A 23,417-nucleotide genomic window follows, 5' to 3' on the forward strand; every position below is an offset into this window, starting at 1 on the left:
CTACCGCGACGCCGTGGCGGCGTCGTAATAGCCAAGCGCTGCAAGTTCGGACCTTACCGCGCTCCAATCGGCGCAGACGACCCGCGCCCCCGCATCGATCAGACGTGCGGCATGACCGGGATAGGTATGGCCACCGCCGGTATAGCCAATCGCCACCATACCGGCCGCAACCGCGCCCTCGACGCCAAACGGCGAATCCTCGACCACCACGCAAGATGCCGGCTCTGCCTGCATGCTGGCAGCAGCATACAGAAAGATGTCGGGCGCCGGCTTGCCGCGCTTGACCATCGAAGAGCTGACGATGTCGGCGCCGAAAAACTCCGCCAGCCCAGTAACCATGAGGCTGTGGTTGATCCGCTCCACCGAAGACGACGAGGCCACGCAGCGCGCTGCCGGCAGCTGTTGAAGAAATTCCGTGATCCCCGGGGTCGCGCTGAGTTCCGTATCAAATAGCCTCTTGGTCTCAGCCCAGATGTCGCCGTCGGCTTCTGCGGGGAACTGGTGTCCGGTCAGCTCCCGGATCTTCACGATAATGTCGGCCTGTTTCATGCCCACGCACTGGGCGATTATATCGGCACCGACACCTTTCATGCCATGCTTTTCATAGACGCGCTCATAAGCCTGCGCAGCCAGCGGCTCGCTGTCTACCAGAACCCCGTCACAATCGAAAATAACCAGCTTTCCAGATGCCAACACGCGCACTTTCCTTAACGTCGATTTTTGCACATCGCTATCGGCAAATATTCAACTGTTCAAGAGCGAGGCTCGGTGAGCGTGACACCGGGGCGCCCGGGCTCCAGCAATGCCTGCTGCATAGCATAGCGCGCCGCAGCACTGCCCGGCGCAACCCAGTTGGGCTCGGCGCCAAGAAAACGATCGAGGAAAGCAACCGCATAGGACGGCATCTCCGCGACATTGTCGCGGTAGGACCACCAGGTGCGCAGATCATCGGCACATTGGTCGATGGCCGGTGCCTGACCGAACTCCTGCTCATAGATCGCCGACACCACCGAAACGCAGTAGTTTGTGTACAAAAATCCTTCCGGCCAGAAGCGCACGATCTCCATGGCTTTTTCCGAGGGCAGCGCGACCCCCGCACGCAGCGGGACGACGGTCGCACGCGCCGGCTCCTGGCGGATCAGTTCGCGCAAGACCAGCCCAGCGGTGAAGACGATGAAATCGGCGCGATTGACCGCCGCGAAGCGCTTTTCGCTCTCCATGATCTCGACCCAGTCGAGAAATGCACGCGTCAGCCGCGCCGCGTCGATATCAAAACGCAGCCCGTAGGCGGCGGCAACCGCCTTGGCATTGGCCCGAAAAGTGACATTGAACCACCGCAACCGCCGCAGGCGGTGTCCCAAATCCGGCATCGATGCCAATTCGTCCTTGAAACGCAGGTCCATTTCGCATCCTCTTGGCGTTCAGACTATCATGACACTGTGGCGGACTGAACTCCGTTGCGATCTAACATATTGACACTTGAGAAAACAAATGTTCTCTAATTGATGTTCGCCGCGCCGGCTTAAGAGCGCGACCGGACGGGGGCTGGGAGGAAAGGCCTAATGGCAATCTGGCAATGGGCAATGCTTGCTCTGGCAGGCGTGTGGGCGTTGCAATCACTCGGTGTATGGCTGCAGATGCGCCACTACGCCGATGTCTTTAAAGGCGTCACCGAAAAATATCAGGACGGCTTCGTCGGCGCGGGAAATTTTCGCGGCCGCTTCGCCAAGGGCACCATCGCGCTGCTCGTCGTCACACCGGACATGGTGGTGCGGCGGGTGATGACGATGAGCGGTCGCTCGGTCTTCACCAAATTCAAACGTCACGAACAATTCGAGGGCGCGTCCCTCGACAAGATCCGGTCCAATCCCGCCATTTTGGGAGAGGGGGAACCCGGTGTGGCTGAAGCCGTGCGCAAGGCGGTCGAACAGATCGACAAGGCACGGCGGGAGCCAGGGAGAGGGCCGGGCTTGTCCGGTTTGAAGACACTGAACGCTTAGAGGGAGCCGCAGGCCGACAGGACAGATCGGACCGCGGCATAAGGAGGAGGAAATATGTCAGTCGTTTCATTGTTGGCGCAGCATGCCGACATGGCCGTACAGAACCTGCATATCGCAGGTTCCATGGTTACGGATGCTGCTTTGCATGGCAGGCTCGCTGTTGAGCATGCCTCAGACCATCTGGTCATACTCGCGCAGGCCGACACCGGCACGCTTACCGTCGAACAGTTCAAGGAAAAACTGAGCGAAGTGTCTCAGGAAGAACAGCTCGGCTGGCTCACTGCCATCGGCAAATACTTCATCGGCATCTTCCAGAAAGGCGGCGAGGTTTTTGCCGGCTTCGTCATGGGTATCATCCCGACGCTGGTGGTTCTGATGACGGCCTTCTATGCCGTCACCGAACTGGTCGGCGAAGAACGCGTCCACGGGCTTGCCCGCGGCGCTGGCCGTATCGCGCTCACCCGCTACACGCTGCTGCCGCTTCTGGCTGTCTTCTTCCTCACCAACCCGATGGCCTACACGTTCGGGTCGTTCCTTGAGGAAAAGCACAAGCCCGCCTTCTACGACGCAGCGGTGTCATACGTTCACCCGCCACTCGGCCTCTTCCCGCACATCAATCCGGGCGAATACTTCGTCTGGGGTGGCATTCTTGTGGCTCTGCTTGAGCTGGAGAAAAAGGGCGCCGTTGTTGCCGGGTACCACATCAAGGTGGCCATCTGGTACGCCATCGTCGGCCTCGTCGTCATCCTGCTGAAGGGCATGCTGACAGAACGCATCACCGCAATCATGGCACGCCGTCAGGGCGTCGAGCTTTAGGCGGGAGGAGAGATCATGGCCAAGACATACAAAGCCGTAAAAATCTCCCGGGGCAATTCGGGTTGGGGCGGCCCGCTCGTTATCGAGCCAACCGCTGAACGCAACAAGATCGTCTCCGTCACCGGAGGCGGCATCCACCCCATCGCCGCGCAGATTGCCGAGATGACCGGAGGCGAAGCCGTTGACGGCTTCAAGGCTCCGCCCATCGAAAGCGAAATGGCGGTCGTGGTTGTCGATTGCGGCGGCACTGCCCGCTGCGGCGTCTATCCGCGCAAGCGCATTCCAACCGTTAACCTGACGCCGGTCGGTCAATCGGGTCCGCTGGCCCAGTTCATCACCGAGGACATCTATGTCTCAGGTGTCAAAGCCGCCAACATCGTGATGGCGGATGGATCAGAGGCTTCAACCACCGCCGGGGGGGCGGCAGCAATGGTATCGAGCAACAACAACCGGGCATCGGCTGCGGAAACGGCACTTCCCAGCGACGGTGGACTGATCGGGCTCATCAGCTCGGTTGGCCGCGTCATGGGCCGCGTCGTCAATATCTTCTTCAACGCCGGTCGCCGCACCATCGATCAGGTCATCCGCAACGTCCTGCCTTTCATGGCGTTCGTGACGATGCTGATCGGCCTGATACTCTATACAGGCATTGGTGACGTTCTTGCGCAGCCGATGGGACCGCTGGCCAACAATATCGTTGGTCTGTTGATCATCTCGGCCATCTGTGGCCTGCCGTTCCTCTCTCCCATCCTGGGGCCTGGAGCGGTGATCGCACAGGTGATCGGTGTCGCCATTATCGGCCCGCAGATCGCCAACGGCACCATCTCTCCGGCGATGGCACTGCCGGCACTGTTTGCCTACAACACGCAGGTGGGTTGCGACTTCGTACCCGTCGGCCTGGCTCTGGGCGAAGCAAAGCCTAAGACCATCGAAATCGGCGTTCCGGCGGTGCTTATCAGCCGCCAGATCATGGGCCCCGTCTCCGTGCTGATCGCATGGGCGGTCAGCCTGGTGGTGTTCTAAGGTCAAGAAATGAGAGGTTCGCCATCATGACGGTTCTTCTGAAAACACGGATTACATCCGTTGGACCCGAAGTGGCGGACCTTGCCGAAGGCGGCGTCGTCATCCTGTTTGCAGATGGCTCGCCTCCCGAACTTGCCGAAGTCTCGGTACTGCACGAGATTGAAGCCAGTCCAAGCGACGACGCGCCGCAAAAAGGCGCGTCGATCACCCTTGGCAGCGTTGCCGCCACCATCACGGCTGTCGGCGATACCGCCTGGGCCAAGGTACGCGAGATGGGCCATGTGGTGATTTCCTTCAACAGCGCGGCTGAAGCCGAGCGCCCGGGCGAGATCTGCGCCTCGGCAGTCGACACCAATGCCCTTGTCGAGGCGCTACGAAGCGGCGCGATCATCACCATCGCCGCCTGAATTCAATTTTGGCGCCTTGCGACAAGGCGCCCGACCAACCAGAGTAAGTGACCATGGAACGCTCGACGATAGTCAGGGTGCACGAAGGATTGCACGCCCGCCCCGCCACCCGCTTTGTGCGACTGGCCAAGAGTTTCGAATCCGAAATCGAGCTGGTGCGCGGCGACAAATCGGCAAGCGCCAAGAGTTCCGTGAAGCTGATGCTGCTCGGGGTCAAAGAAAACCAGGAAGTAACCGTGCGCGCACAAGGCGCAGACGCCATCGAAGCATTGGATGCACTGGTGGGGTATCTCGAAAACCCGCTTTCCGGGCTGGACAGCGATGATGCTGCGCCAACTGGCACTAGCGCTGCAACGACCGCCGGAGAGCCCGTCACCGCCCCCGCACCCAATCCGCTGGAAGGCGGTCTGCGTGGCGTCGCAGCCAGCGAAGGCGTGTATCTCGGGCCGGTTTTTGCTCACTTCCCGCCTGATATTCAGCCGGTGGAGCGTGCATTGTCGCCCAGCGAGATTGACACGGATCTCGCCACACTCTCCAAAGCGGTGGCAACGGTTCAGGCCCGCATGGACAAGGCGCTTGCGGACAAGACACTCGCCGATGGCGACCGCGGCATCGTTGCCGCCTTGCGCGACATTGCCGCTGATGAATCGCTGATCGGCGACGCTCAGGCCACCATACGTGAGGGGGTCGATGCCGTATCTGCCGTGATTGCGGCAGCGTCAAAGCTGGCTGCCGAATTTGGCAATGTCGATGACCCCTATCTTAACGCCCGCGCAGATGACGTGCAGGCTGTCGGCCGCCAGATCTGCCTTGCCTTGCTCGGCCAGGATGATGTGAGCCTCGAACAGATCCCGCAAGGCGCCATCCTCGTTGCTGACGATATCGGTGCCTGGGATCTTGCCCGCGCGCCGCTGAAACGCATCGGCGGCATTGTCTGCGGCCATGGCGGTGCCACCTCGCACGTCGCCATTATCGCCCGCTCCCATGGCATCCCGGCAGTGCTGGGGCTGGGCGAACGCATCGTTGAGCTTCGCGATGCGAAAATCGCGGCGGTCGACGGCAATTCAGGCATCGTTGTCGCAGAACCAGACGCCACCATCCGCCAATCCTTCGAAGCCCGCATCGAGAGCGCGGCAAAGGAACGCGAAGCGCTGTCGGTGTTCAAGGACACGGTGCCAACGCTTCGTAACGGCACGATCATCGAGGTGGCCGCCAATATCGGCTCGCTTGAGGAAATCGAGGCAGCTCTTGAGGCCGGCGCCATGGGGGTCGGGCTGTTTCGCACCGAACTCCTGTTCATGCGCCACATGCATCTGCCATCCGAGGATTTGCAGACCGAAACCTACAGCGCTGCGGTACGGGCCTTTGCGCCGCATCCGGTGATTATCCGCACGCTCGATATTGGCGGCGACAAACCGATCGCCGGAATTGATTTTCCTGAGGAAGAAAATCCCTTCCTCGGCTGGCGTGGCATCCGCATGTGCCTCGACCGCCCCGATATCTTCAAGCAGCAATTGCGCGCGCTGTTGCGTGCAGCGGTGCATGGCGGTCTGAAGGTGATGCTGCCGATGGTATCGACCGTTGGCGAGGTGCTGGCTACCCGCCGCCTGATCGACGAATGCGCCGCCGAACTGGAGGCCGAGGGAAAACCCTTTGCACGCTTCGACCTTGGCGTGATGATCGAAACACCGGCTGCCGTGCTGATCGCCCCGCTGTTGGCGAAGGAAGTCGCCTTCTTCTCGATCGGTACCAACGACCTGACGCAGTATGTGATGGCCGCAGACCGGCTCAACCCGACGGTTGCCGCTCTCAACGACGTCACCAACCCGGCGGTGATGATGGCCATCGAAATGACCGCCAAGGCGGGAGCTGAAGCCGGCATCATGGTTGGCATGTGCGGCGAGGCGGCGGGGCGGGCTGACCTCATCCCGGCATTTCTCAAGATGGGCCTGACCGAACTGTCGATGAGCCCGGCTTCCATTCCGCGCGCCAAGAAGGCGATTGCGGACCTGGCCGCAACAGGTGCCGATTAGCGCAGATGGCCAAGCAGAGAAGCAAAGATCGAGCTGAGCTGCGCTTGTCGGTCATCGCTTCCCAGGGCCGTCTGAATACGCTCGAGCCTGGCATCGACAACCAGCGACGCCATTGTCACGTTGTCGTTGGCAGCATCAGAACTGAGGCTGGCCGTGCCGCAGGCCAGCGCCAGCGTCGACAAGCAGGCGATCTCGACCGAGCGGTCGAAGGCAATCGGTGCTTCGGGAGCCGGTTCCGACATGGGTATCTGAACCGGCCGATGGCTCATCGCCTCGATCACCATGGCGGCGCTGAGCGCCGCGACCGTTTCAAGGCGCGCGCTGTCGCCCTGCGCCTGCCGCAGCGCGCCGACCAGCCTGCCATTGCGGTTTGCGATGGCGGCGTGAACCGCCGCAAAGGCTGCTTCGGAGATGCGCGGGTCGACGACGCCAGCCGCCGAAAGCAGCGCCTTGGCCATGGCATACATGTCGCGGCGGAAATGTCGCTCGCCCTGCCGCACCGGTTCGCCGCTGGCTCTCGGAAAATAGACGCCAAACCCTCTGGCGCCGTTGGCCGAACCTGCCCTGTCGGCGGGAACCAGTGTACCAGCCATGGAGATGACATCATCGACCGCGCTGGCGGCATGGCCAAACAGGTCCTCGATTTCCCGCAATGGAAACTGCGCATGGCCCGACTTTTCGGCCATGCTGCGGTCGTGGCGCTGCGCCCGCACGACATGACGGATATCGCGCAGCCGGTCCTTAAGATTGACGCGGATCTCTTCGCGCAGTTCTCTCAACATAGCGGGCCTCGGGTTAGGATCAGTCAGCCAGAGTGGCCCGATCCATGCTTAAACATTGTTGTGATCGCGCAAGCTCCGTCAATAGGCGAACTTGCGTTCACGCGTAGAATCACGGACGGTCCATAAATCTCCGGGGGAACAACCTATTGGCGAAAGAGTCGCAGCGAAAAGGCCGGTCAGACGAGGCTGGCGGGCCGGCCGGGACGACACAACCCGCGGGCGAAAGCCGCAGCGACCGGCTGCGCCTGCGCGCGGCCTGGATGTATTTCATCGAGCAGATGACGCAGAATGAAATTGCCGACATTCTCGGTGTCGGGCGTGTCACCGTGGTGCGAATGCTCGCCGATGCCCGCGCCCGCAACGAGGTGCGCATCACCATAGAAAGTGAACTGGCCGAAATCGTCAGGCTGGAGCGCGAACTAGAAAAGACCTTTGGACTCCAGCAAGCTTTTGTCGCGCCGCTTTCCTCACCGGACGCTGATCCTATTTCCGCCATCAGCGCCAAAACCGGCAGCTTCCTGTCTGAAACCATGAAATCCGGCATGCGCGTCGGCGTGGGTTGGGGCCAGACGCTGTTTGGCAGCCTGCCTTACATATCCGCCCGCTCGCTGAGCGACTTCAAGGTCATCTCCCTGCTCGGTGGCGTCGGTGTGGCACGCCGTTTCAACCCGGCCGAATTCGCCTGGCGTTTTGCCCAGGCTTTCCAGGGCGACGGCTACCTGATCCCCACGCCGGCGGTTGTCGACAGCCTTGAAACCAAGATCGCGCTTGTGGAACGCTGCGGACTGCAGGAAATCTTCAGCATGGCAGATGATCTCGACGCCGTGTTGCTTTCGATTGGCGGTATCGCGTCGGCAACCACCTTCTATCGCGGCGGCTTCCTGACCGAGACCGAGCGTGAGGCGCTGGTGGCCCGCGGGGCGGTGGGCGATCTTCTGTTTCATTTCTTCGACCGCAATGGCGCGCTCGTCGATCATCCCATCAATGATCTCGTGATGTCTGTCGAGGTCGACCGGCTGCGTCGTGCACCGGTGCGCATCCTGACCTCGGGCGGGGCGGAAAAAATTGAGGCCCTACTCGGCGCCATGAATCTGATTCAGCCAACAGTGCTGATTACCGATGAGCAAAGCGCAACGCGGATGCTGCAAGAACATCATGCGGGCGGTAACCAAGGCAACAAAAGCTGAACTTTCAATCGATTGAGAGATTTCTGCGGCATTCCCTTGAGATTTTTCTTCTGGTATGCGCCGGTCAATCAATCAGGGAGGCACAATAGCCATGCAGGAACGTCTCGAAGACATCGCAGCAGCAATGGTGGCCGGTGGAAAAGGCCTTCTGGCAGCTGATGAAAGCTCCGGCACGATCAAGAAGCGGTTCGACGCTATCCATGTCGAATCCACCGAGAACAGCCGCCGCGACTATCGCGAGATGATGTTCCGCGCCTCCGATGCGATGAAAAACTATATTTCCGGCGTCATTCTCTATGATGAGACGATCCGCCAGAAGGCAGCCGACGGCACCCCGCTGGTCGAGATCATCAAGGCTGCAGGCGCCATCCCGGGTATCAAGGTCGATGGCGGCGCCAAGCCGCTTGCAGGCTTCCCGGGTGACACCGTGACCGAAGGGCTGGACGGCCTGCGCGAACGCCTGGCCGAATATTACAAGCTTGGCGCGCGCTTTGCCAAGTGGCGCGGCGTGATCGACATCGACAGCGCCAAGGGCGTCCCCTCGGCCAGCTCGATCGGTGCCAACTGCCATGCGCTCGCCCGCTATGCTGCACTCTGCCAGGAGGCCGGCATCGTGCCTATCGTCGAGCCGGAAGTGCTGATGGACGGCAGCCATGATATCAACACCTGCTACGACATCACCCGCGCAACGCTGCTGAAACTCTATGCTGAACTGTTTGCCGCCAATGTGAAGCTGGAAGGCACGATCCTGAAGCCCAACATGGTGATCGCCGGCAAGGCATCGGGAAAGACAAGCAGCGCCGAGGAAGTGGCAGAAAAGACGCTGAAACTGTTCCGCGAAACCGTGCCGCTGGCAGTGCCCGGCATAGCCTTCTTGTCGGGAGGCCAGTCAGATGAGCAGGCCACCGCCAATCTGAACGCCATGAATGCTGGCGGAGCCCAGCCATGGAAACTCACCTTCTCCTATGGCCGCGCGCTGCAGGCCGCACCCCAGAAAGCCTGGGGCGGCAAGGCAGAAAACGTTGCTGCCGGCCAGGCTGCTTTCACGCACCGCGCCCGCATGAACCATCTTGCCGCGCTTGGCAAATGGCAAAAGGGCGAAGAAAAGACGGCCTGAAAATCTCCGGCTGGGGCGGTGCCCTGGCCGGACAAGCCTGCTAAATTGTTGGTCCTGAGCGATAATTGGGACGCACAGGACCGTGAAATACGCTAGATGGCTTTTATGCCTGCCGTTGGGGCAGGCTCAGTCTTCAAGCGTATTTCAGATGGCCCCCGAAAATTCGCCCGCTTCCAGTCGTTACGCCGCCTTTGCCCATGGCGCGTTCCTGCGTTTCTGGGTGGCGCGGTTTCTCACCACTTTCTCAACGCAGATCGTTTCGGTGGCTGTCGGCTGGCAGATCTACGACCTGACCCGCGACCCGTTCGACCTCGGCCTGGTCGGCATTATCCAGTTTCTGCCGTCGCTGCTGCTGGTGCTGGTTACCGGGGCAGTGGCCGACCGGTTTGGGCGACGCCTCATCATGGCCGGATCGACCGTACTGGAAGGCCTGTGCACTCTGGCCCTGCTCGCATTGACCCTGCAGGGTATTTCCGGGCCGGGCGGCATGTTCATGGTGCTCGGCGTGTTCGGTATCGCCCGTGCCTTCTTCGCGCCTGCCGCAGCCTCGCTGGTCGCCAATCTGGTTCCAGCGGAAGATTTCGCCAACGCTGTGGCCTGGAATTCATCCGCCTGGCAGACCGCAACCATTGTCGGGCCCGTCGCCGGCGGCCTGCTCTATGGCCTATCGCCCGAACTCGCTTACGCGATCGCCGCCATCTTCATGTTTGCCGCAGCGACACTGGCCTTCTCGATCCCCAAACCCGTCCAGCGCATCGAAAGCGAAAAGCCATCGCTCGAAACGCTGTTTGCAGGGTTTCGCTATATCTGGGGCGAAAAGGTCGTGCTGGGCGCGATCTCGCTGGATCTGTTCGCCGTCCTGCTGAGCGGCGCAGTTGCCTTGCTGCCTGTCTATGCGCGTGACATCCTGGAACTCGGCCCCTGGGGTCTCGGCCTGCTGCGCGCGGCCCCCGGTATCGGCGCGATCGGCGTTGCGGTCTGGCTGGCGGGCCATCCGATTCGCGATCATGCCGGGCTGGTGATGTTTTTCTTCGTCGCGATGTTCGGGGTGTTTACAGTCGTCTTTGGCGTGTCAACCATCCCATGGCTGTCTATCGCAGCGCTCGCCATTCTGGGCGCGACCGACATGATCAGCGTCTATGTCCGCGAGACCTTGATCCAACTGTGGACGCCAGACCGCGTGCGCGGCCGCGTCAATGCCGTGAATATGGTGTTTGTCGGGGCCTCAAATGAGCTGGGAGAATTCCGCGCCGGTACCATGGCGGCGCTGATTGGAACCGTTCCGGCTGTTGTCTTTGGCGGCGTTGGAGCGGTTGCCGTGGCCGGCATCTGGGCAATTGCATTTCCGCAATTGCGCAAGATCCGCCATCTCGACGGCAGGGTATGACTAAAAGCTTCTATTGGCTATTGTTCGTCGCTATCGCTGGAGGCATCAGGCGCGACCGCATCACGCGCCCGCTGGCGTGCGGCGACGCGCGCCTCCCGTTCCACCCCGATCAGTTCGGCCACGCGCCAGACGATGTTTTCTTCCAGCTCATGCAGTTCCCCGTCGGAATAAACAATGTCGAACAGGATGCGGATGAAATGCGTGCGGGCTTCGGTGCCCAGATGACGCTTTAGCACACTGGTGAATGCATAAAGATCGACGGCTTCCTGGTCGGCCTTTTCGCCTGCCGCCAGCAGCGCGTCGAGTTCGCTGCCGGCCAGCCGGTAGTTCTCGGCCAGCGCATGGCGAAGGGCCGTGCTTTCGCCGACGCGCCGCACACCATCGGCGTCCATCACATGCACCATCAACGCCGCCGCAGCGACCCTCGGATCATCCGCATCGGATACAGTGATGCCCTGTCCAGGCAGGTCTTTCAGGAAAGTAAGCAGACGCTCAAGCATGGCATATCCGGTTTGATGGAATTCAGAATAAACGAAAACGCGCGGGCTTTTCTTCCGTTTCATCGTCCGGCGGTACGCCCGGATCGTCTGGCGGGCTGGTGGGCATGAACGCCACAGCTTCCGCTCCGCTTTCGCGTGTCGGACGTGCCCGCCGCAGAGCAGGCGGAGCGGCTTCAGGACTGGCCGGCTCAGGCGTCGGCGTATCGGCCACGATAGGCGGCACCGATGGCGCGTCGTCCACCACCGACACAACTTCAGCGTCATCAATGTCGTCGGCCTCCGCCATCGGCTGAGACGCAGCAATCATAACTCTGTTTGCACCATCCACGACCTCATCGTCGAGATCGATCATCGTGGCCAGCCGTTCCATCGGCGCGCGCCATTCATAGGCATCGAGTTTTCCCGTGACCGGCGAGGTCGGCGCCCAGCGCTCCGATACAAAACCATCGGCTACCCAGGCAGGGTCGCGCGGCGCCCGCACGGCCTTCGACAGGAACTGCCGCACCCTGCCCTGATCGCCGGTTTCCGCTTCCTCGATATCGGCCAGAAGGAGATAGGCGCCTTCGCGTGGTTGCATACGCACCGCCGCTTCCGCCGCCTCGCGGGCAAAGCCATATTCGCCAGCTTCAAGGGCCGCCCGCGCCACGATGACAAAAGATTCGGCATTGTTCTGTTTCAACGCCTGCAGCTTCTTTGCACGGGTCAGCCTGTCGTGCGTCGCATCACCGGGACGGGCATGAATATAAAGCTCACCGACTTCCGGATGCGGCTCAATCTTCCAGCTTGCCTCCAGAATTTTGGCGCCCTTGCGAATATCGTTCTGGCGGAACAGCACCTGCGCTGCCGTGACGGCTGCCGGCACAAGTTCAGGCTGCAACCGGTTGGCTTCCAACGCAGCACTTTTTGCCGCTGTCGGGTCAGTGTCCAGCAGCGACATTGCCTTGGCAGTCAGCAGCACAGCACGCCTGCGATTGGCCACATCACGCTCTATCTGCCGTGATGATTTCTGCGCATCAAGCAGTTTCAGCGCACCATCCCAGTCCTCACGCTCGGTTTTTTCTTCCAGCGTGGCGGTGCTTGCCCAAATGAGTTGCGGTGCGACCTCGGCGGCGCGGCCGGCATAATGGCGGGCGGCGGCGCGATCCCCGAGACGCTCGGCCTCAAGGTAAAGTCCGCGCAGTCCAAGCATCCGCATTTCAGGATCATCGAGCATCGCTTCAAATTTCTGCCGCGCCGCCTCATGATCGCCTTCCAGAAGCGAGGCCTGCGCGTCGAGAAGGTGGATCAGCGGTTCCTGATCCGAACGGATCAGCTTGGCGGCCTGCTTCTTCAGCACGCGTGCTTTGGCTGCATCGCCAGCACCAGCAGCAATCATGCCACTCGACAGCGCCTGATAGCCACGGTCGCGCCGGCGCACACGGAAATAGCGCGCCACCGTGTGCGGGCTGGTCCAGATCGCCTTGACCAGCCACCATGTGATCATGACACCCGCAATCAGCGCGGTTATCGCCACGGCAGCGACCATCAGCGTCACCTCGTAGCGATAGCCATTGAAGGTGAGCTCGATATCGCCCGGTCGGTCGGCAAGCCAGGCAAAGCCCAGCCCCATGCCGAACACCACAATGAGGAAGAACAGGATACGGATCATCGTTCAATCCTCATTTCAGCTCATGCCTTCAGGGCGCTTGTGGTGGCCTGGTCGACCAGGTTCTGGGCTGCAAGACGGGCACGAACCGAATCCATGAAATCTTGGCCGGCAGCCTTCGCCGTATCCGGCAGCGTTTCATATTCTGCAACGGCTCTGGCAAGGTCGCCAGCCTGCAAGGCAGACTGAAGCCGCGCTACGGTTTCGGCAACTCCGCTCCCATCGATGGGCCCCACCGGTCGCACCTTGATCAGGTCTGCCGCGCTATCGAGCAACCTGTCGACGACGCCCGCATCAGCCGGCATCGTGTGCGCCGCCTCGATCATGGCATCGCCGGCACCAGGCGCTGCGGCCAATATGGCATCCTCGCCTGGTACTCCCTCGACTGAAAGTTTGCGCAGCTCCGGCAATTCCCGCGTATTGGGCGCAACCGCAGCAAACGCCTCAATCTCCGACTCGAAGGGTCCACCCGTTTCGATTGCGGCTTTCAATCCGGCAGCAGCGATCACAACAGCCGCTTTGGGCTGCCCGGCCTGTGCCTCGACCTTGCCTGCAATGCTGTCGACGCCCTGTTTCAGCGTCCCCACATCTTTTTCAATTCCGGCCATCCGGCTGTCGGCAGAGGAATACGTGGTGACAACGGCAGCAAGCGCCGTCTCGAACGCGGCAACCCTGCCATCCAGCGCCGCAAGATCAGCAGCAGCTGTGCCCGACGACGACTGGCTGAGCGCTGCAACCGATGTCTCGATCCCCGCCACCTTGTCGCTCAGCGACTGCAGCCCGACGTTTTCGCCGGCACTGCCGCTTTCGACCGCCGATTTCAATTGTTTCAGATCAGCCTTCGCCTGCTCCAGCGAAGCAGCAAGTTGCTCAACCCGATTGGTCGATTCGCCAAGCGCCCGCGTGATGTTTTCGGACTGGGCACTCTCCCCGCCATCGCGGCCGGGCGCCATCTGGTCGCGAAGCGTCGCAACTTCGGCCTGCAGTGCCGAGATTTCTGCCCCCGCGTTATTTGCCGGGCCAGCCGGAAGTCCAATCAGCCCCGAATACGCAAGACCACCGGCACCCGCCAACGCGATCAAGCCGCCGATGAGCCCCGCGCCGACACCGGAGAAACCACCGCTTTTTTGCGCCGGAGGCGCATCTGCGGGGGGCTCCGAAAAACTGTCGGACGGCGCTGCTTCGAAGGGCTTGTCCCCAGAGCTGTGGGATTCTTCTTCGCCGCCTGATTTCGTGTCGATCTGATCTGCCTCTTCCATGATGTCTTCGGATTTTGGAGCCAGATCGGCGATGGGTTCCGCCTGCACGTTAACATCGCCTTCCACCCGCGATACGGCATCGGGGCCAAGTTCGATGGTAAGCGGATCCTGGCGGGTCTTTGAATGCCGTATCTTTGGCGGCTTCACCATGTCGTTGCTCCCAAAAAGTTCTGCTGCGGCCGCCTGATCGTGTTGGCGGAATGCCTTACCCTGATCCCTACCATACCTATTCGTTGGGAAAAAAGGTCGAGAGATGGCGAATCATCTTTCTTCATCGAGCAGTGCAATCATCGCCTGTTCGTCAGGGGTAGCCGCAACCACCCGTCGACGCACGTCGATGCCCGAAAACGCGTCCGCCACACGCTCGGATATGCAGATATAGCGCGCTGGCGCCAAGAGGGGAGCCAGCGCCGGCAGGCGCGCCAGCGACAGTATGGCGAATGCTGCCTTTTGCGAAAATACCAGCACATCCGTCACAGCGTCATGCCCCAGCGTCCGGTGGACCTCATCCTCTGAAGGACAAAGCATCAGCGTGTCGTAAAGTTCCAGCGCGGTGGTGACAATTCCATGCATTGCAAGCACCGCCTCGAAGTGCGGGCGGCGCACTTTGCCGCAGAGATAGAGGACACGCGATGCAGGAGGCGTTTGGGCGCAGAGCACGCGCGCCAACGCCATCGCATCCCCGTCGGCCTCGAACACCAATGTTAATCCCGCCTCCCGACATGTCGCAGCGGTGCGCAGACCTACGGCAAAGACCGGTTTGTTGCGCAAAGCGGACAAAGCAGCAGGAGTGGCGTGGCGGATCGCGTTGGCACTGGTGACTGCAATAGCGTCGAAATCTGCCGCATCGATAGTTTCAGCTACAAGCGGCACTGTCTCAGACAGCGGCAGCACGATGGCATCAAACCCGGATTGCGCAAGCCGGCTGGCGGTTCGGTCGGCGCCGGGTTGCGGCCGCGTCACCAGCACCCGGCGCACCATCAAGACCACCCGTCGAAGAAGCCCGGAGCAGCCTTGGCGCGAATTTCTGTTCCCGCGGCACGGCCGATCCCGGCTGCGTCACCGACAGCGCCAGATGCGGTAATCTCGTGCCAGACAGTCCCATCAGGCGTGATGATCAGCCCCGAGAACTCAAGGTGGTTTCCATCCGTTCTGGCGTAACCGGCAATCGGCGTCCGGCACGATCCGTCAAGCGCGGCAAGAAAAGCCCGCTCGCACGCCAGCGCGGCACCGGTTGCGGCATCATGGATCGGCGCCAGCAGGTCAGCCACGCGCTGGTTGCCGCTGCAAACCTCTATGCAGATTGCGCCCTGTCCGGGCGCCGGCGGAAAGTCCTCCAGCGCAAGCAGGTCGGTGATCACATGCTCAAGACCCAGGCGTCGCAGGCCAGCATGAGCAAGCAACGTGCCCTCAACCTGCCCTTCCGCCAGTTTGCGCAGCCTGGTCTGCACATTGCCGCGAAACATTACCACCTGCAGATCGGGCCGCATCCGGCGGATCAGCGCCTGCCGCCGCAGCGACGACGATCCAACCATCACGCCGTGCGGCAGGTCGGCGATGCGCGCCACCGAGCGCCCGATAAAAGCATCGCGCGGATCTTCCCGCGGCAAGAAGCAGGCTAGCTCCAGCCCCTCCGGCAACTGTGTGGGCATATCCTTGGACGAATGAACCGCCATGTCGATGCGCCCGTCCAAAAGCGCTTCCTCGATCTCCTTGGTAAACAGGCCCTTGCCGCCGGCTTCCGACAGCGGCCTGTCCTGAATGCGGTCGCCACTGGTCGAAATCGGCACCACCTCGAAGGCGGCTTCACCCAGGCCATGGGCAGCCATCAGCCGGGCGCGCGTTTCATGCGCCTGTGCCAGCGCAAGCGCGCTGCCTCTCGTGCCGATTCTGGTTGTTTCCATAGCGAGCGGTCCGTGATAACCCCGCCGCGCGGGGCCTTTCCATGGCAATCCCTAACGAGGAAACGACAGTCGGGCAATGAGTGAACAGGACGCAGTCAGGGTGCTGGGCATCGAGACAAGCTGCGATGAAACGGCGGCTTCCGTCGTGGCACTGGTCGATGGCCGGCCCAGGATCCTGTCCAACATCGTGTTCAGCCAGATAGAGGCCCATAAGGCTTTTGGCGGCGTCGTCCCGGAAATAGCAGCGCGCGCCCATGTCGAGGCGCTAGACGGAATTGTCGAGGCAGCCCTGCACGAGGCAGCCTTAGACCTTGGCGCAATCGACGCGGTTGCGGTGACTGCTGGGCCGGGGCTTATCGGAGGGTTGATCGTCGGCCTGATGACAGCCAAGGCGCTCGCTTCAGTAACCGGCAAGCCGTTGATCACGGTCAACCATCTCGAAGGCCATGCGCTCACCGCGCGGCTGACCGACGAAGCGTCTTTCCCCTATCTGCTGCTTCTGGTTTCGGGCGGTCACACGCAGATTGTACTGGTGCGCGGCGTTGGCCACTATGAGCGCTGGGCCACCACCATAGACGATGCGCTGGGCGAGGCCTTTGACAAGACCGCAAAACTGATCGGACTGCCCTATCCGGGCGGTCCCAATGTCGAGCGCGCCGCAAAAACCGGCGATCCGAAACGCTTTGCCTTTCCGCGCCCCCTGAAGGGTGAGGCGCGCCCGGATTTTTCGTTCTCAGGCCTCAAGACAGCGGTGCGCCAGGCCGCAACTGCCATTGCCCCGCTCAGCGACCAGGATATCTCCGATATTTCCGCCTCGTTCCAGACAGCGATCGCCGAAACGCTGGAAGACCGCGTGTCACGCAGCCTGGACCGGTTTCGAAATGAATTCCCCGCGATTGCAGTCCCGACCTTGATCGTGGCCGGCGGTGTCGCGGCCAATGCAACGGTGCGCGCCACGCTGATGGCTTTGTGCAAGACCTTCGGCTTTGCATTCATCGCCCCGCCAATGAACCTTTGCACCGACAATGCCGCGATGATCGCCTGGGCCGGTATTGAGCGGCTGCGGGCCGGGTTGGTGGAGAACGACGCGATGCACTTTGTGCCGCGCTCGCGCTGGCCCCTTGATAGCGTGGCCGACCCGCTGATAGGCAGTGGACGCCGGGGACCCAAGGCATGAGCAGCGCCTTTCGGATCGCAGTACTGGGCGGCGGCGCCTGGGGGTCGGCACTGGCTGTCACCGCGCGCCGCGCCGGTTGCGAGGTCGCTCTCTGGGCGCGTGACCCGGAAATGGTTGCGGCAATTTGCGAGCGTCAGGAAAACCCACGCTATCTGCCCGGCATCGCGCTTGAAGCCGGCATTAATGCCACCACCGATTCGGCCGCCGCGCTGGCCGGTGCCGATGCGGTGCTCGTGGTCACGCCGGCGCAGACGCTGCGCGCGATCCTCACCGAACTTGCCGGAAAAATTCGGCCGGGCGTGCCTCTGGTGCTGTGTGCCAAAGGCATTGAGCGTGAGACCGGCAATCTGCTTTCGGTGATTGCCGCACAGGCACTGCCTGATAATCCGATTGCCGCGCTGTCGGGCCCGAGTTTTGCTACCGATGTCGCGCGTGGCCTGCCGACGGCGGTGGTTGTCGCCGCCCGTGACGGCGACCTGGCAGCAGACCTTGCCGCAAGGCTGAACGCGCCGCAGTTCCGCTGTTATTCCTCCGATGACCTGACTGGCGTGGAGATCGGCGGCGCCTTAAAGAACGTGCTGGCAATTGCTGCGGGCGCCACCATCGGCGCCGGCTTGGGAGCGAGCGCACAGGCTGCGATTGTCACCCGCGGGTTCGTGGAACTGCGCCGCATAGGAGCAGCGTTGGGCGCGCGCCCCGAAACGCTGATGGGGCTTTCGGGCCTAGGCGACCTGATGCTGACCTGCGGCTCCGAGCAGTCGCGCAACTTCTCCTACGGGCTGGCGCTAGGCCGCGGCGACGACCTTGCCGCGCGCCCGCTTGCCGAAGGCGTGGCAACGGCCGGCGTTGCCGCAAGGATTGCCCATGAGAATGCTGTCGCCGCTCCGATCATCGAGGCTGTAGCGGCCATTCTCGCCGGCACGATAACCATTCGCGACGCCGTCGCGCAGCTCATGGCGCGGCCGCTCAAAAGTGAAGACGCCTAGACCAATCGCAACCGAAGGACCGCATCCATGCTTTTCGCTCTTCTTTGCACTGACAAGCCCGGCCATCTGCAGACACGCCTTGATTCCCGCCCCGATCACGTCGCATTCCTGGAAAAACTGAACAGCGAAGGCACGCTGAAATTCGCCGGCCCGTTCCTTGACCCCGAAGGCAAGCCGAACGGCAGCCTGGTGGTCATCGACGTTGCCGACGCCGCTGCCGCGCGCTCGATTGCCGAAGCTGACCCCTACGCCAAGGCCGGGCTTTTTGAAGAGGTTACCATCCGGCCGTGGAACTGGGTGTTCAACAATCCTTCGAACAGTTAGACCTGAACGAACGATTTTTGGGACCAAGCACGATGAATTACTGGCTTTTCAAATCCGAACCATCGGTCTTTTCGTTCGAAAAACTCAAGGTTTCGGGCAAAAAGGGCCAGGAGTGGGACGGCGTGCGCAACTACGCCGCCCGCAACAACATGCGCGACATGCAGATCGGCGACCTCGGCTTTTTCTATCACTCCAACGAGGGGCTCAACGTCGTCGGCATTGCCGAGGTCTGCGGGCTCGCGCATCCTGATTCCACCACGGACGACCCGCGCTGGGAGTGCGTGGATATCCGCGCTGTCCGCGACGTCCCAAATCCGCCGACCCTTGCTGAAATCAAGGCAAACCCGAAACTGGCCGAGATGGCGCTGGTGCGCCTTGGCCGGCTGTCGGTTCAGCCTGTAACACCAGCCGAATGGGCTGAGGTCTGCCGCATGGGCGGCCTCGATCCGGCACCCTGACCAACATGCGCCTTTCCCCGGCGCGGGCGGAACGCTTCATTCGCGACAACACCGCGCTGATCGCACCGCCGCATGTGCCTGAGATCGTCCTCCATCTGGCTGATGAGGCGCATGACCTCTGGCACCGCACCGAGGAGGAATTGCAGGAAATCGGCCTGCCGCCGCCGTTCTGGGCTTTTGCATGGGCAGGCGGCCAGGGTCTGGCGCGCTATGTACTCGACAATCCGGCCAGCGTGGCAGGCAGGACGGTCCTCGACTTTGCGGCCGGCTCCGGCCTGGTTGGCATCGCCGCTGCAAAGGCTGGCGCGCGCTTCACCCTGTCGACCGATGTCGACCCTTATTGCGCTACCGCAATAGCGCTCAACGCCGCCGCCAACGGAACAGTGGTCCATTCAGCTGTCGAAGACCTGATCGGCACCGACGACGGCTGGGAGGTGATTCTCGCCGGCGATGTTTTTTATGATAAAGCGTTTGCCGCCTGTCTTATCCCCTGGTTCGCGAGCCTCGCCGCCCGCGGTGCCGAGATCCTCATTGGCGACCCCGGCCGATCCTACCTGCCACGCGAGCGCCTCGAGGAACTGGCGGTCTACCAGGTGCCGGTAACCCGGGCTCTCGAAGATGCAGAGGTGAAGCGCACCACCGTCTGGCGATTTTCTTGACCGTGATCCATCGCCGCGCGATACATATCAGCAACGGCATCAGGGGTGACAGCGATGGATTATGCAGGAACCAACTATCTGGCGGTTCTGCTTGCGGCCGTTGCGGCATGGTTCTTCGGCGCGCTGTGGTATGGCATCTTGTTCAGCAAGCCATGGATAAAAGCCGCCAGAATTGACCTCACGACATCCAGAAGAAGCCCGGAGCCCTTCATCGTCAGCTTCATCGCCGAAGTGGTGATGGCAATTGTCCTTGCCGGCGCAATCGGGCATCTGGGCGGTGGCCAGGTAACGCTGACCAATGGCGTGATCTCGGGCTTGATCCTGTGGGCCGGCTTCATCGCCACCACGCTTGCCGTCAACCAGCGCTATCAGGGTTTCGGATGGGGGCTAACAGTCATTGACGCCGGCCACTGGCTCGGCGTCATGCTACTGATGGGCGCCATTATCGGCGCGATGGGCGTCTGAACGAACTCGACGGAGGCGTTGCTACAGTCAGCGTCTTGGCGGCTTCTTCCAGCACCCATTCACGAAATGCCGAAACCAGCGGGTCCCCCGCCGTCTCCACCGGCGAAACTACACGATAGGCAAATTGCGCTGGCCCTTTGATTGACAGTTCGAACGGCTGCACCAGATGACCTGCCGCCAGATCGTCGGCCACGAGCGATGAATCGCCGAGCACCACGCCCTGCCCGTCGATTGCGGCCTGGATCGCAGGGCCGGAATCGGTGAAATGTAGGCCCGGCCCATCGTCAAAATCACGGATGCCCGCTGCCAGAAGCCACATGCGCCAGTCAGGCCAAGTGACGCCCTGGCCGCTCCACGCCACGTGGATCAGCATGTGGTGAAGAAGATCCGCCGGCTCATTCAGAGGTCGGCGGGCCAAAAGTGTGGGGCTGCAAACCGGGAAAATAGTGTTGTCGAACAACCGATCCGAGCGCATGCCATCGTAATTCCCATCGCCCCAGCGGATCGCCACATCGACATCGTCACGATCAAACTCGCGTACGTTGGTGGAAATATCCATGCGCACGTCGATCTCAGGCCATCGCTCCATAAATTCATCGATGCGGGGCACCAGCCACTTAGCCGCTATGGACGCCGATGCGGTGATGCGCAGCCGCATGCCGCCCCGGGTTCGCCGCGCCCGCGATGCGGCCCGCGTCAGCACCGACAGAGCCTCGGTAGTGGCTGCGAATATAATTTCTCCTGCAGGCGTCATCTGCATGGTGCGGCTGGTGCGCGCAAACAGCGCCACTCCGAGTTGATCTTCGAATTCCTTGATCTGATGGCTGATCGCTGCCGGCGTGACCCTCAATTCATTGGCCGCGCGGGTGAAGCTGAGATTTCGGCCTGCTGCCTCAAAAGCCCTGAGCGCGCGGGTGCCTGGAATATGGAAGGACATTGTTCAATCTTCAAAAAATTGTATCCAATCGTGTGAAAACTACTCGTTTTTCGCCGCAGTTTCAAACCGCTATATTCAGTTCGGTTACTCTTTTTCAAACTTGGCTTGAAAGGTTTGCATCATGACCCACTGCGAGAAAACGGCCAGCACGAGCCCGGCACCGGCGCTATCACTTGCCGTGTGGATCACCACATTCATTCATCGGCAGCGGTACAGGCAGGCCGCATTGAAGAACATGCGCCGTCTCAGCGACCGCGAACTGCACGATATCGGTATCGACCGGCGCGATATCACCGCACTGGTTGACCGCGAAATGAGCCGCATGCGCACGGATGAATTTCGCTCGCGGTTTTAAGCCAAAAGATAGGCGTTCAGCGCACCACCTTCACCACAGTGCTGGTCGATAGCCGCGGCAACAGGCGGCGCATGGTGGCGGCGGCCACCGCAACACAGCCCTGCGTCGGCGTAAAACCCGGGCGCGCGAGATGAAAGAAAATGGCACTGCCACGGCCACGCAGCCTCGGCTTCAAATTCCAGTCGAGCACCAGGCAGGCATCGTAAAGATTGTCCAGGCGATGCATCGTTTCATGGCTGGCGCAATAGGGTATGCGGACCGGGCGATTGTAGTTGCGATCGTCCGGCACCTCGCACCAGCCCAGCGTGGCCGCGATGGGTTGCATCGGCACCCGTGTCTGCCGTGCCGTGACGAAATGGTCATTTCTGAAATAGCCAGACACAATTCGAAGCCGCCCGAGCGGCGTGCCGCCGTCACCCTCACGTTTGCGCGCCGTGATGCCACCAGGCCCCAGCGCACAGGGGAAAATTGTCCCAGCCACATTTAACAACCCCTGAGACCTGTTACCGGGCCGGGCCCGCACTACAATCGTCTTCACACCGATTTTTGCCGGTGCCGCGTTACGTCCGCGTTTTTTAAGGTATGATCGTGTCACGAAGGCAAATCACCGTGGCTGGCTGTCACGCCGTTCACGTTCCGCATAAACCGGAGTCGGTCAACTGAATTCTGATTTCGAAACAATGGATTGAACATGACATCACGCACGATCCTGCTTGTCGACGATGACGATGATTTGCGCGCTACCCTGGTGGAGCAGCTGTCGCTTTATGAGGAATTCGAGATCCTTCAGGAGGCCAGTGCGACAAAAGGCATTGCTGCGGCGCGCGGCAGTATGGTCGATCTGTTGATCATGGACGTTGGCCTTCCCGACATGGATGGCCGTGAGGCGGTAAAGATCCTGCGCAAGGGGGGCTACAAGGCGCCGATTATCATGCTGACCGGACATGATACTGATTCGGACACTATTCTGGGACTTGAAGCTGGCGCCAATGACTACGTCACCAAGCCATTTCGCTTCGCTGTTCTGCTGGCCCGCATTCGCGCCCAACTGCGCCAGCATGAACATAGCGAAGACGCTACATTTTCCGTCGGGCCCTATACGTTCAAGCCAAGTCAGAAGTTGATGCTTGACCAACGTGGAGGCAAGGTGCGGCTGACCGAAAAAGAAGCCTCTATCATCAAATATCTCTATCGCGCCGACCAGAAGGTCATCACCCGCGACGTGCTGCTGGAGGAGGTCTGGGGCTATAATTCAGGCGTGACCACGCACACGCTCGAAACCCATGTGTACCGCTTGCGCCAGAAGATCGAGCGCGATCCTTCCAATGCTGAAATTCTTGTGACAGAAAGCGGCGGCTACAAGCTGGTTCCATGACACCCGCGGTGGGGACTGCATTTTCGGGAGATCAGCGTAATTTTGAACCGGGGACACAAGCCATGAACCGCGCCTGTGAGCGCGCCGCTCCGATGGAAGATCTCTCGGTCGGCAGGTCGGGCCTGAACTGCGCGACGCCGACAGGCGCCAGAGCCGGAACCCATGGCGCTTGATGACGACATTCGCGTGCTGCAAACTGTGGATCTTTTTGAAGGATTCACGGAGGAGCAGTTGCGCCTTCTGGCATTCGGTGCCGAAAACCTGCGCCTGGCCGCCGGGCGCGATCTCTATCAGGAAGGCGTGAAGGCCGATGGCGCCTATGTGGTAGCGCAGGGACGCATCAGCCTCTTTCGCGAGCGCGACGGCGAACGCGCCGTCATCACCACCGTGGGGCCAGGATCTCTGCTGGGAGAAATGGCGCTGATTTCCGATACCGAACGGCTGACCGGCGCCTTTGCCGCGACTGAAACCGAATTGGTGCGGCTTAACCGCAAGCTTTTTCGCCGCATCCTGGATGAATATCCGGAAGTGGCAGTTGCGCTGCATCGCCGGATTTCCCGCGATTTGCAGGCTTTCGCCAGCCAGATCGCCAAACTGGCACCGAAATTTTCGTGAACGCCC

At 61.3% G+C, this 23,417-nt stretch carries 27 protein-coding genes; 17 read left to right on the forward strand and 10 right to left on the reverse strand.

Annotated features, from left to right (window positions below; all coding sequences use genetic code 11):
• Positions 1-693, reverse strand: coding sequence for an HAD family hydrolase (locus GA830_RS03810; RefSeq protein ID WP_195164754.1), 693 nt, complete (start codon positions 691-693; stop codon positions 1-3).
• Between the two features lie 59 nt (positions 694-752).
• A complete protein-coding gene (locus GA830_RS03815; RefSeq protein ID WP_195163783.1) occupies positions 753-1,403 on the reverse strand; it encodes a hypothetical protein in 651 nt (216 codons plus the stop codon).
• 159 nt (positions 1,404-1,562) lie between these two features.
• On the opposite strand from GA830_RS03815, the gene GA830_RS03820 reads away from it, so the two are divergent.
• From GA830_RS03820 to ptsP, 5 genes are read left to right on the forward strand one after another with little or no spacing between them, the layout of a single operon-like run.
• The gene (locus tag GA830_RS03820) at positions 1,563-2,000 is read left to right on the forward strand and encodes a transcriptional regulator GutM (RefSeq protein WP_195163784.1); all 438 of its coding nucleotides are present in this window, start codon (positions 1,563-1,565) and stop codon (positions 1,998-2,000) included.
• Between the two features lie 54 nt (positions 2,001-2,054).
• Entirely contained in the window at positions 2,055-2,816 is a 762-nt protein-coding gene (gene srlA / locus GA830_RS03825; RefSeq protein WP_195163785.1) for a PTS glucitol/sorbitol transporter subunit IIC, read from the forward strand.
• A 15-nt stretch (positions 2,817-2,831) separates the two neighbouring features.
• A complete protein-coding gene (gene srlE, locus GA830_RS03830) occupies positions 2,832-3,839 on the forward strand; it encodes a PTS glucitol/sorbitol transporter subunit IIB (protein WP_195163786.1) in 1,008 nt (335 codons plus the stop codon).
• A 26-nt stretch (positions 3,840-3,865) separates the two neighbouring features.
• Complete coding sequence (locus GA830_RS03835; RefSeq protein ID WP_195163787.1) at positions 3,866-4,246, forward strand: PTS glucitol/sorbitol transporter subunit IIA; 381 nt, start codon at positions 3,866-3,868, stop codon at positions 4,244-4,246.
• A 53-nt stretch (positions 4,247-4,299) separates the two neighbouring features.
• On the forward strand, positions 4,300-6,279 hold the full coding sequence (ptsP, locus tag GA830_RS03840) for a phosphoenolpyruvate--protein phosphotransferase (RefSeq protein ID WP_195163788.1): 1,980 nt from the start codon (positions 4,300-4,302) through the stop codon (positions 6,277-6,279).
• On the opposite strand, the gene GA830_RS03845 is transcribed toward ptsP, so the two are convergent.
• The gene (locus GA830_RS03845; RefSeq protein WP_195163789.1) at positions 6,276-7,061 is read right to left on the reverse strand and encodes a hypothetical protein; all 786 of its coding nucleotides are present in this window, start codon (positions 7,059-7,061) and stop codon (positions 6,276-6,278) included. The two genes, ptsP and GA830_RS03845, sit on opposite strands and share 4 nt — an antisense overlap.
• Positions 7,062-7,207: 146 nt before the next feature.
• On the opposite strand from GA830_RS03845, the gene GA830_RS03850 reads away from it, so the two are divergent.
• From GA830_RS03850 to GA830_RS03860, 3 genes are all read left to right on the forward strand, one after another.
• Complete coding sequence (locus tag GA830_RS03850; protein WP_258045551.1) at positions 7,208-8,248, forward strand: sugar-binding transcriptional regulator; 1,041 nt, start codon at positions 7,208-7,210, stop codon at positions 8,246-8,248.
• Between the two features lie 91 nt (positions 8,249-8,339).
• On the forward strand, positions 8,340-9,365 hold the full coding sequence (locus GA830_RS03855; RefSeq protein ID WP_195163790.1) for a class I fructose-bisphosphate aldolase: 1,026 nt from the start codon (positions 8,340-8,342) through the stop codon (positions 9,363-9,365).
• Between the two features lie 148 nt (positions 9,366-9,513).
• Positions 9,514-10,752: an MFS transporter gene (locus GA830_RS03860; protein ID WP_195163791.1), complete on the forward strand. Its 1,239-nt coding sequence runs from the start codon at positions 9,514-9,516 to the stop codon at positions 10,750-10,752.
• Between the two features lie 17 nt (positions 10,753-10,769).
• On the opposite strand, the gene GA830_RS03865 is transcribed toward GA830_RS03860, so the two are convergent.
• The 5 genes from GA830_RS03865 to hemC form a co-directional block, all read right to left on the reverse strand.
• A complete protein-coding gene (locus tag GA830_RS03865) occupies positions 10,770-11,252 on the reverse strand; it encodes a TerB family tellurite resistance protein (RefSeq protein ID WP_195163792.1) in 483 nt (160 codons plus the stop codon).
• Between the two features lie 22 nt (positions 11,253-11,274).
• Entirely contained in the window at positions 11,275-12,900 is a 1,626-nt protein-coding gene (locus GA830_RS03870; protein ID WP_195163793.1) for a heme biosynthesis protein HemY, read from the reverse strand.
• A 20-nt stretch (positions 12,901-12,920) separates the two neighbouring features.
• Entirely contained in the window at positions 12,921-14,306 is a 1,386-nt protein-coding gene (locus GA830_RS03875) for a COG4223 family protein (RefSeq protein WP_195163794.1), read from the reverse strand.
• A gap of 111 nt (positions 14,307-14,417) precedes the next feature.
• Positions 14,418-15,137 carry a uroporphyrinogen-III synthase gene (locus GA830_RS03880; protein ID WP_195163795.1) on the reverse strand — a complete coding sequence of 240 codons (720 nt, stop codon included), beginning with the start codon at positions 15,135-15,137 and terminating at the stop codon, positions 14,418-14,420.
• Positions 15,137-16,060 (reverse strand): hydroxymethylbilane synthase, encoded by a 924-nt coding sequence (gene hemC / locus GA830_RS03885; RefSeq protein WP_195163796.1) that lies wholly within the window; start codon positions 16,058-16,060, stop codon positions 15,137-15,139. The genes GA830_RS03880 and hemC overlap by 1 nt, the downstream gene beginning before the upstream one ends.
• Before the next feature lie 76 nt (positions 16,061-16,136).
• Here hemC and tsaD point away from each other — a divergent pair, with 76 nt between their 5' ends.
• From tsaD to GA830_RS03915, 6 genes are read left to right on the forward strand one after another with little or no spacing between them, the layout of a single operon-like run.
• Positions 16,137-17,237 carry a tRNA (adenosine(37)-N6)-threonylcarbamoyltransferase complex transferase subunit TsaD gene (tsaD, locus tag GA830_RS03890; protein ID WP_195163797.1) on the forward strand — a complete coding sequence of 367 codons (1,101 nt, stop codon included), beginning with the start codon at positions 16,137-16,139 and terminating at the stop codon, positions 17,235-17,237.
• A complete protein-coding gene (locus GA830_RS03895) occupies positions 17,234-18,223 on the forward strand; it encodes an NAD(P)H-dependent glycerol-3-phosphate dehydrogenase (RefSeq protein ID WP_195163798.1) in 990 nt (329 codons plus the stop codon). Before tsaD ends, GA830_RS03895 begins: the two co-directional genes overlap by 4 nt.
• Before the next feature lie 27 nt (positions 18,224-18,250).
• Positions 18,251-18,547 carry a YciI-like protein gene (locus GA830_RS03900; RefSeq protein WP_195163799.1) on the forward strand — a complete coding sequence of 99 codons (297 nt, stop codon included), beginning with the start codon at positions 18,251-18,253 and terminating at the stop codon, positions 18,545-18,547.
• Positions 18,548-18,579: 32 nt separating this feature from the next.
• Positions 18,580-19,005, forward strand: a complete 426-nt coding sequence (locus tag GA830_RS03905) for an EVE domain-containing protein (RefSeq protein ID WP_195163800.1) — start codon at positions 18,580-18,582, stop codon at positions 19,003-19,005.
• 5 nt (positions 19,006-19,010) lie between these two features.
• Entirely contained in the window at positions 19,011-19,664 is a 654-nt protein-coding gene (locus GA830_RS03910; RefSeq protein WP_195163801.1) for a class I SAM-dependent methyltransferase, read from the forward strand.
• Positions 19,665-19,718: 54 nt separating this feature from the next.
• The gene (locus GA830_RS03915; RefSeq protein ID WP_195163802.1) at positions 19,719-20,129 is read left to right on the forward strand and encodes a DUF1761 domain-containing protein; all 411 of its coding nucleotides are present in this window, start codon (positions 19,719-19,721) and stop codon (positions 20,127-20,129) included.
• On the opposite strand, the gene gcvA is transcribed toward GA830_RS03915, so the two are convergent.
• Entirely contained in the window at positions 20,107-21,066 is a 960-nt protein-coding gene (gcvA, locus tag GA830_RS03920) for a transcriptional regulator GcvA (RefSeq protein ID WP_195163803.1), read from the reverse strand. The genes GA830_RS03915 and gcvA overlap by 23 nt on opposite strands.
• Positions 21,067-21,187: 121 nt before the next feature.
• Between gcvA and GA830_RS03925 the strand changes: the two genes are divergently transcribed.
• Positions 21,188-21,421, forward strand: a complete 234-nt coding sequence (locus tag GA830_RS03925) for a DUF1127 domain-containing protein (RefSeq protein WP_258045552.1) — start codon at positions 21,188-21,190, stop codon at positions 21,419-21,421.
• A 16-nt stretch (positions 21,422-21,437) separates the two neighbouring features.
• Here the strand turns inward: GA830_RS03925 and GA830_RS03930 are convergent, their stop codons facing one another.
• Positions 21,438-21,965 (reverse strand): L,D-transpeptidase family protein, encoded by a 528-nt coding sequence (locus tag GA830_RS03930; protein WP_258045635.1) that lies wholly within the window; start codon positions 21,963-21,965, stop codon positions 21,438-21,440.
• A gap of 147 nt (positions 21,966-22,112) precedes the next feature.
• Between GA830_RS03930 and GA830_RS03935 the strand changes: the two genes are divergently transcribed.
• Positions 22,113-22,796 (forward strand): response regulator transcription factor, encoded by a 684-nt coding sequence (locus GA830_RS03935; protein WP_195163804.1) that lies wholly within the window; start codon positions 22,113-22,115, stop codon positions 22,794-22,796.
• Positions 22,797-22,958: 162 nt separating this feature from the next.
• Positions 22,959-23,411 (forward strand): Crp/Fnr family transcriptional regulator, encoded by a 453-nt coding sequence (locus tag GA830_RS03940; protein WP_195163805.1) that lies wholly within the window; start codon positions 22,959-22,961, stop codon positions 23,409-23,411.
• Positions 23,412-23,417 lie beyond the last annotated feature (6 nt).

Origin of the sequence: Mesorhizobium sp. NBSH29, assembly GCF_015500055.1 — a bacterium.
GTDB lineage: Bacteria > Pseudomonadota > Alphaproteobacteria > Rhizobiales > Rhizobiaceae > Neomesorhizobium.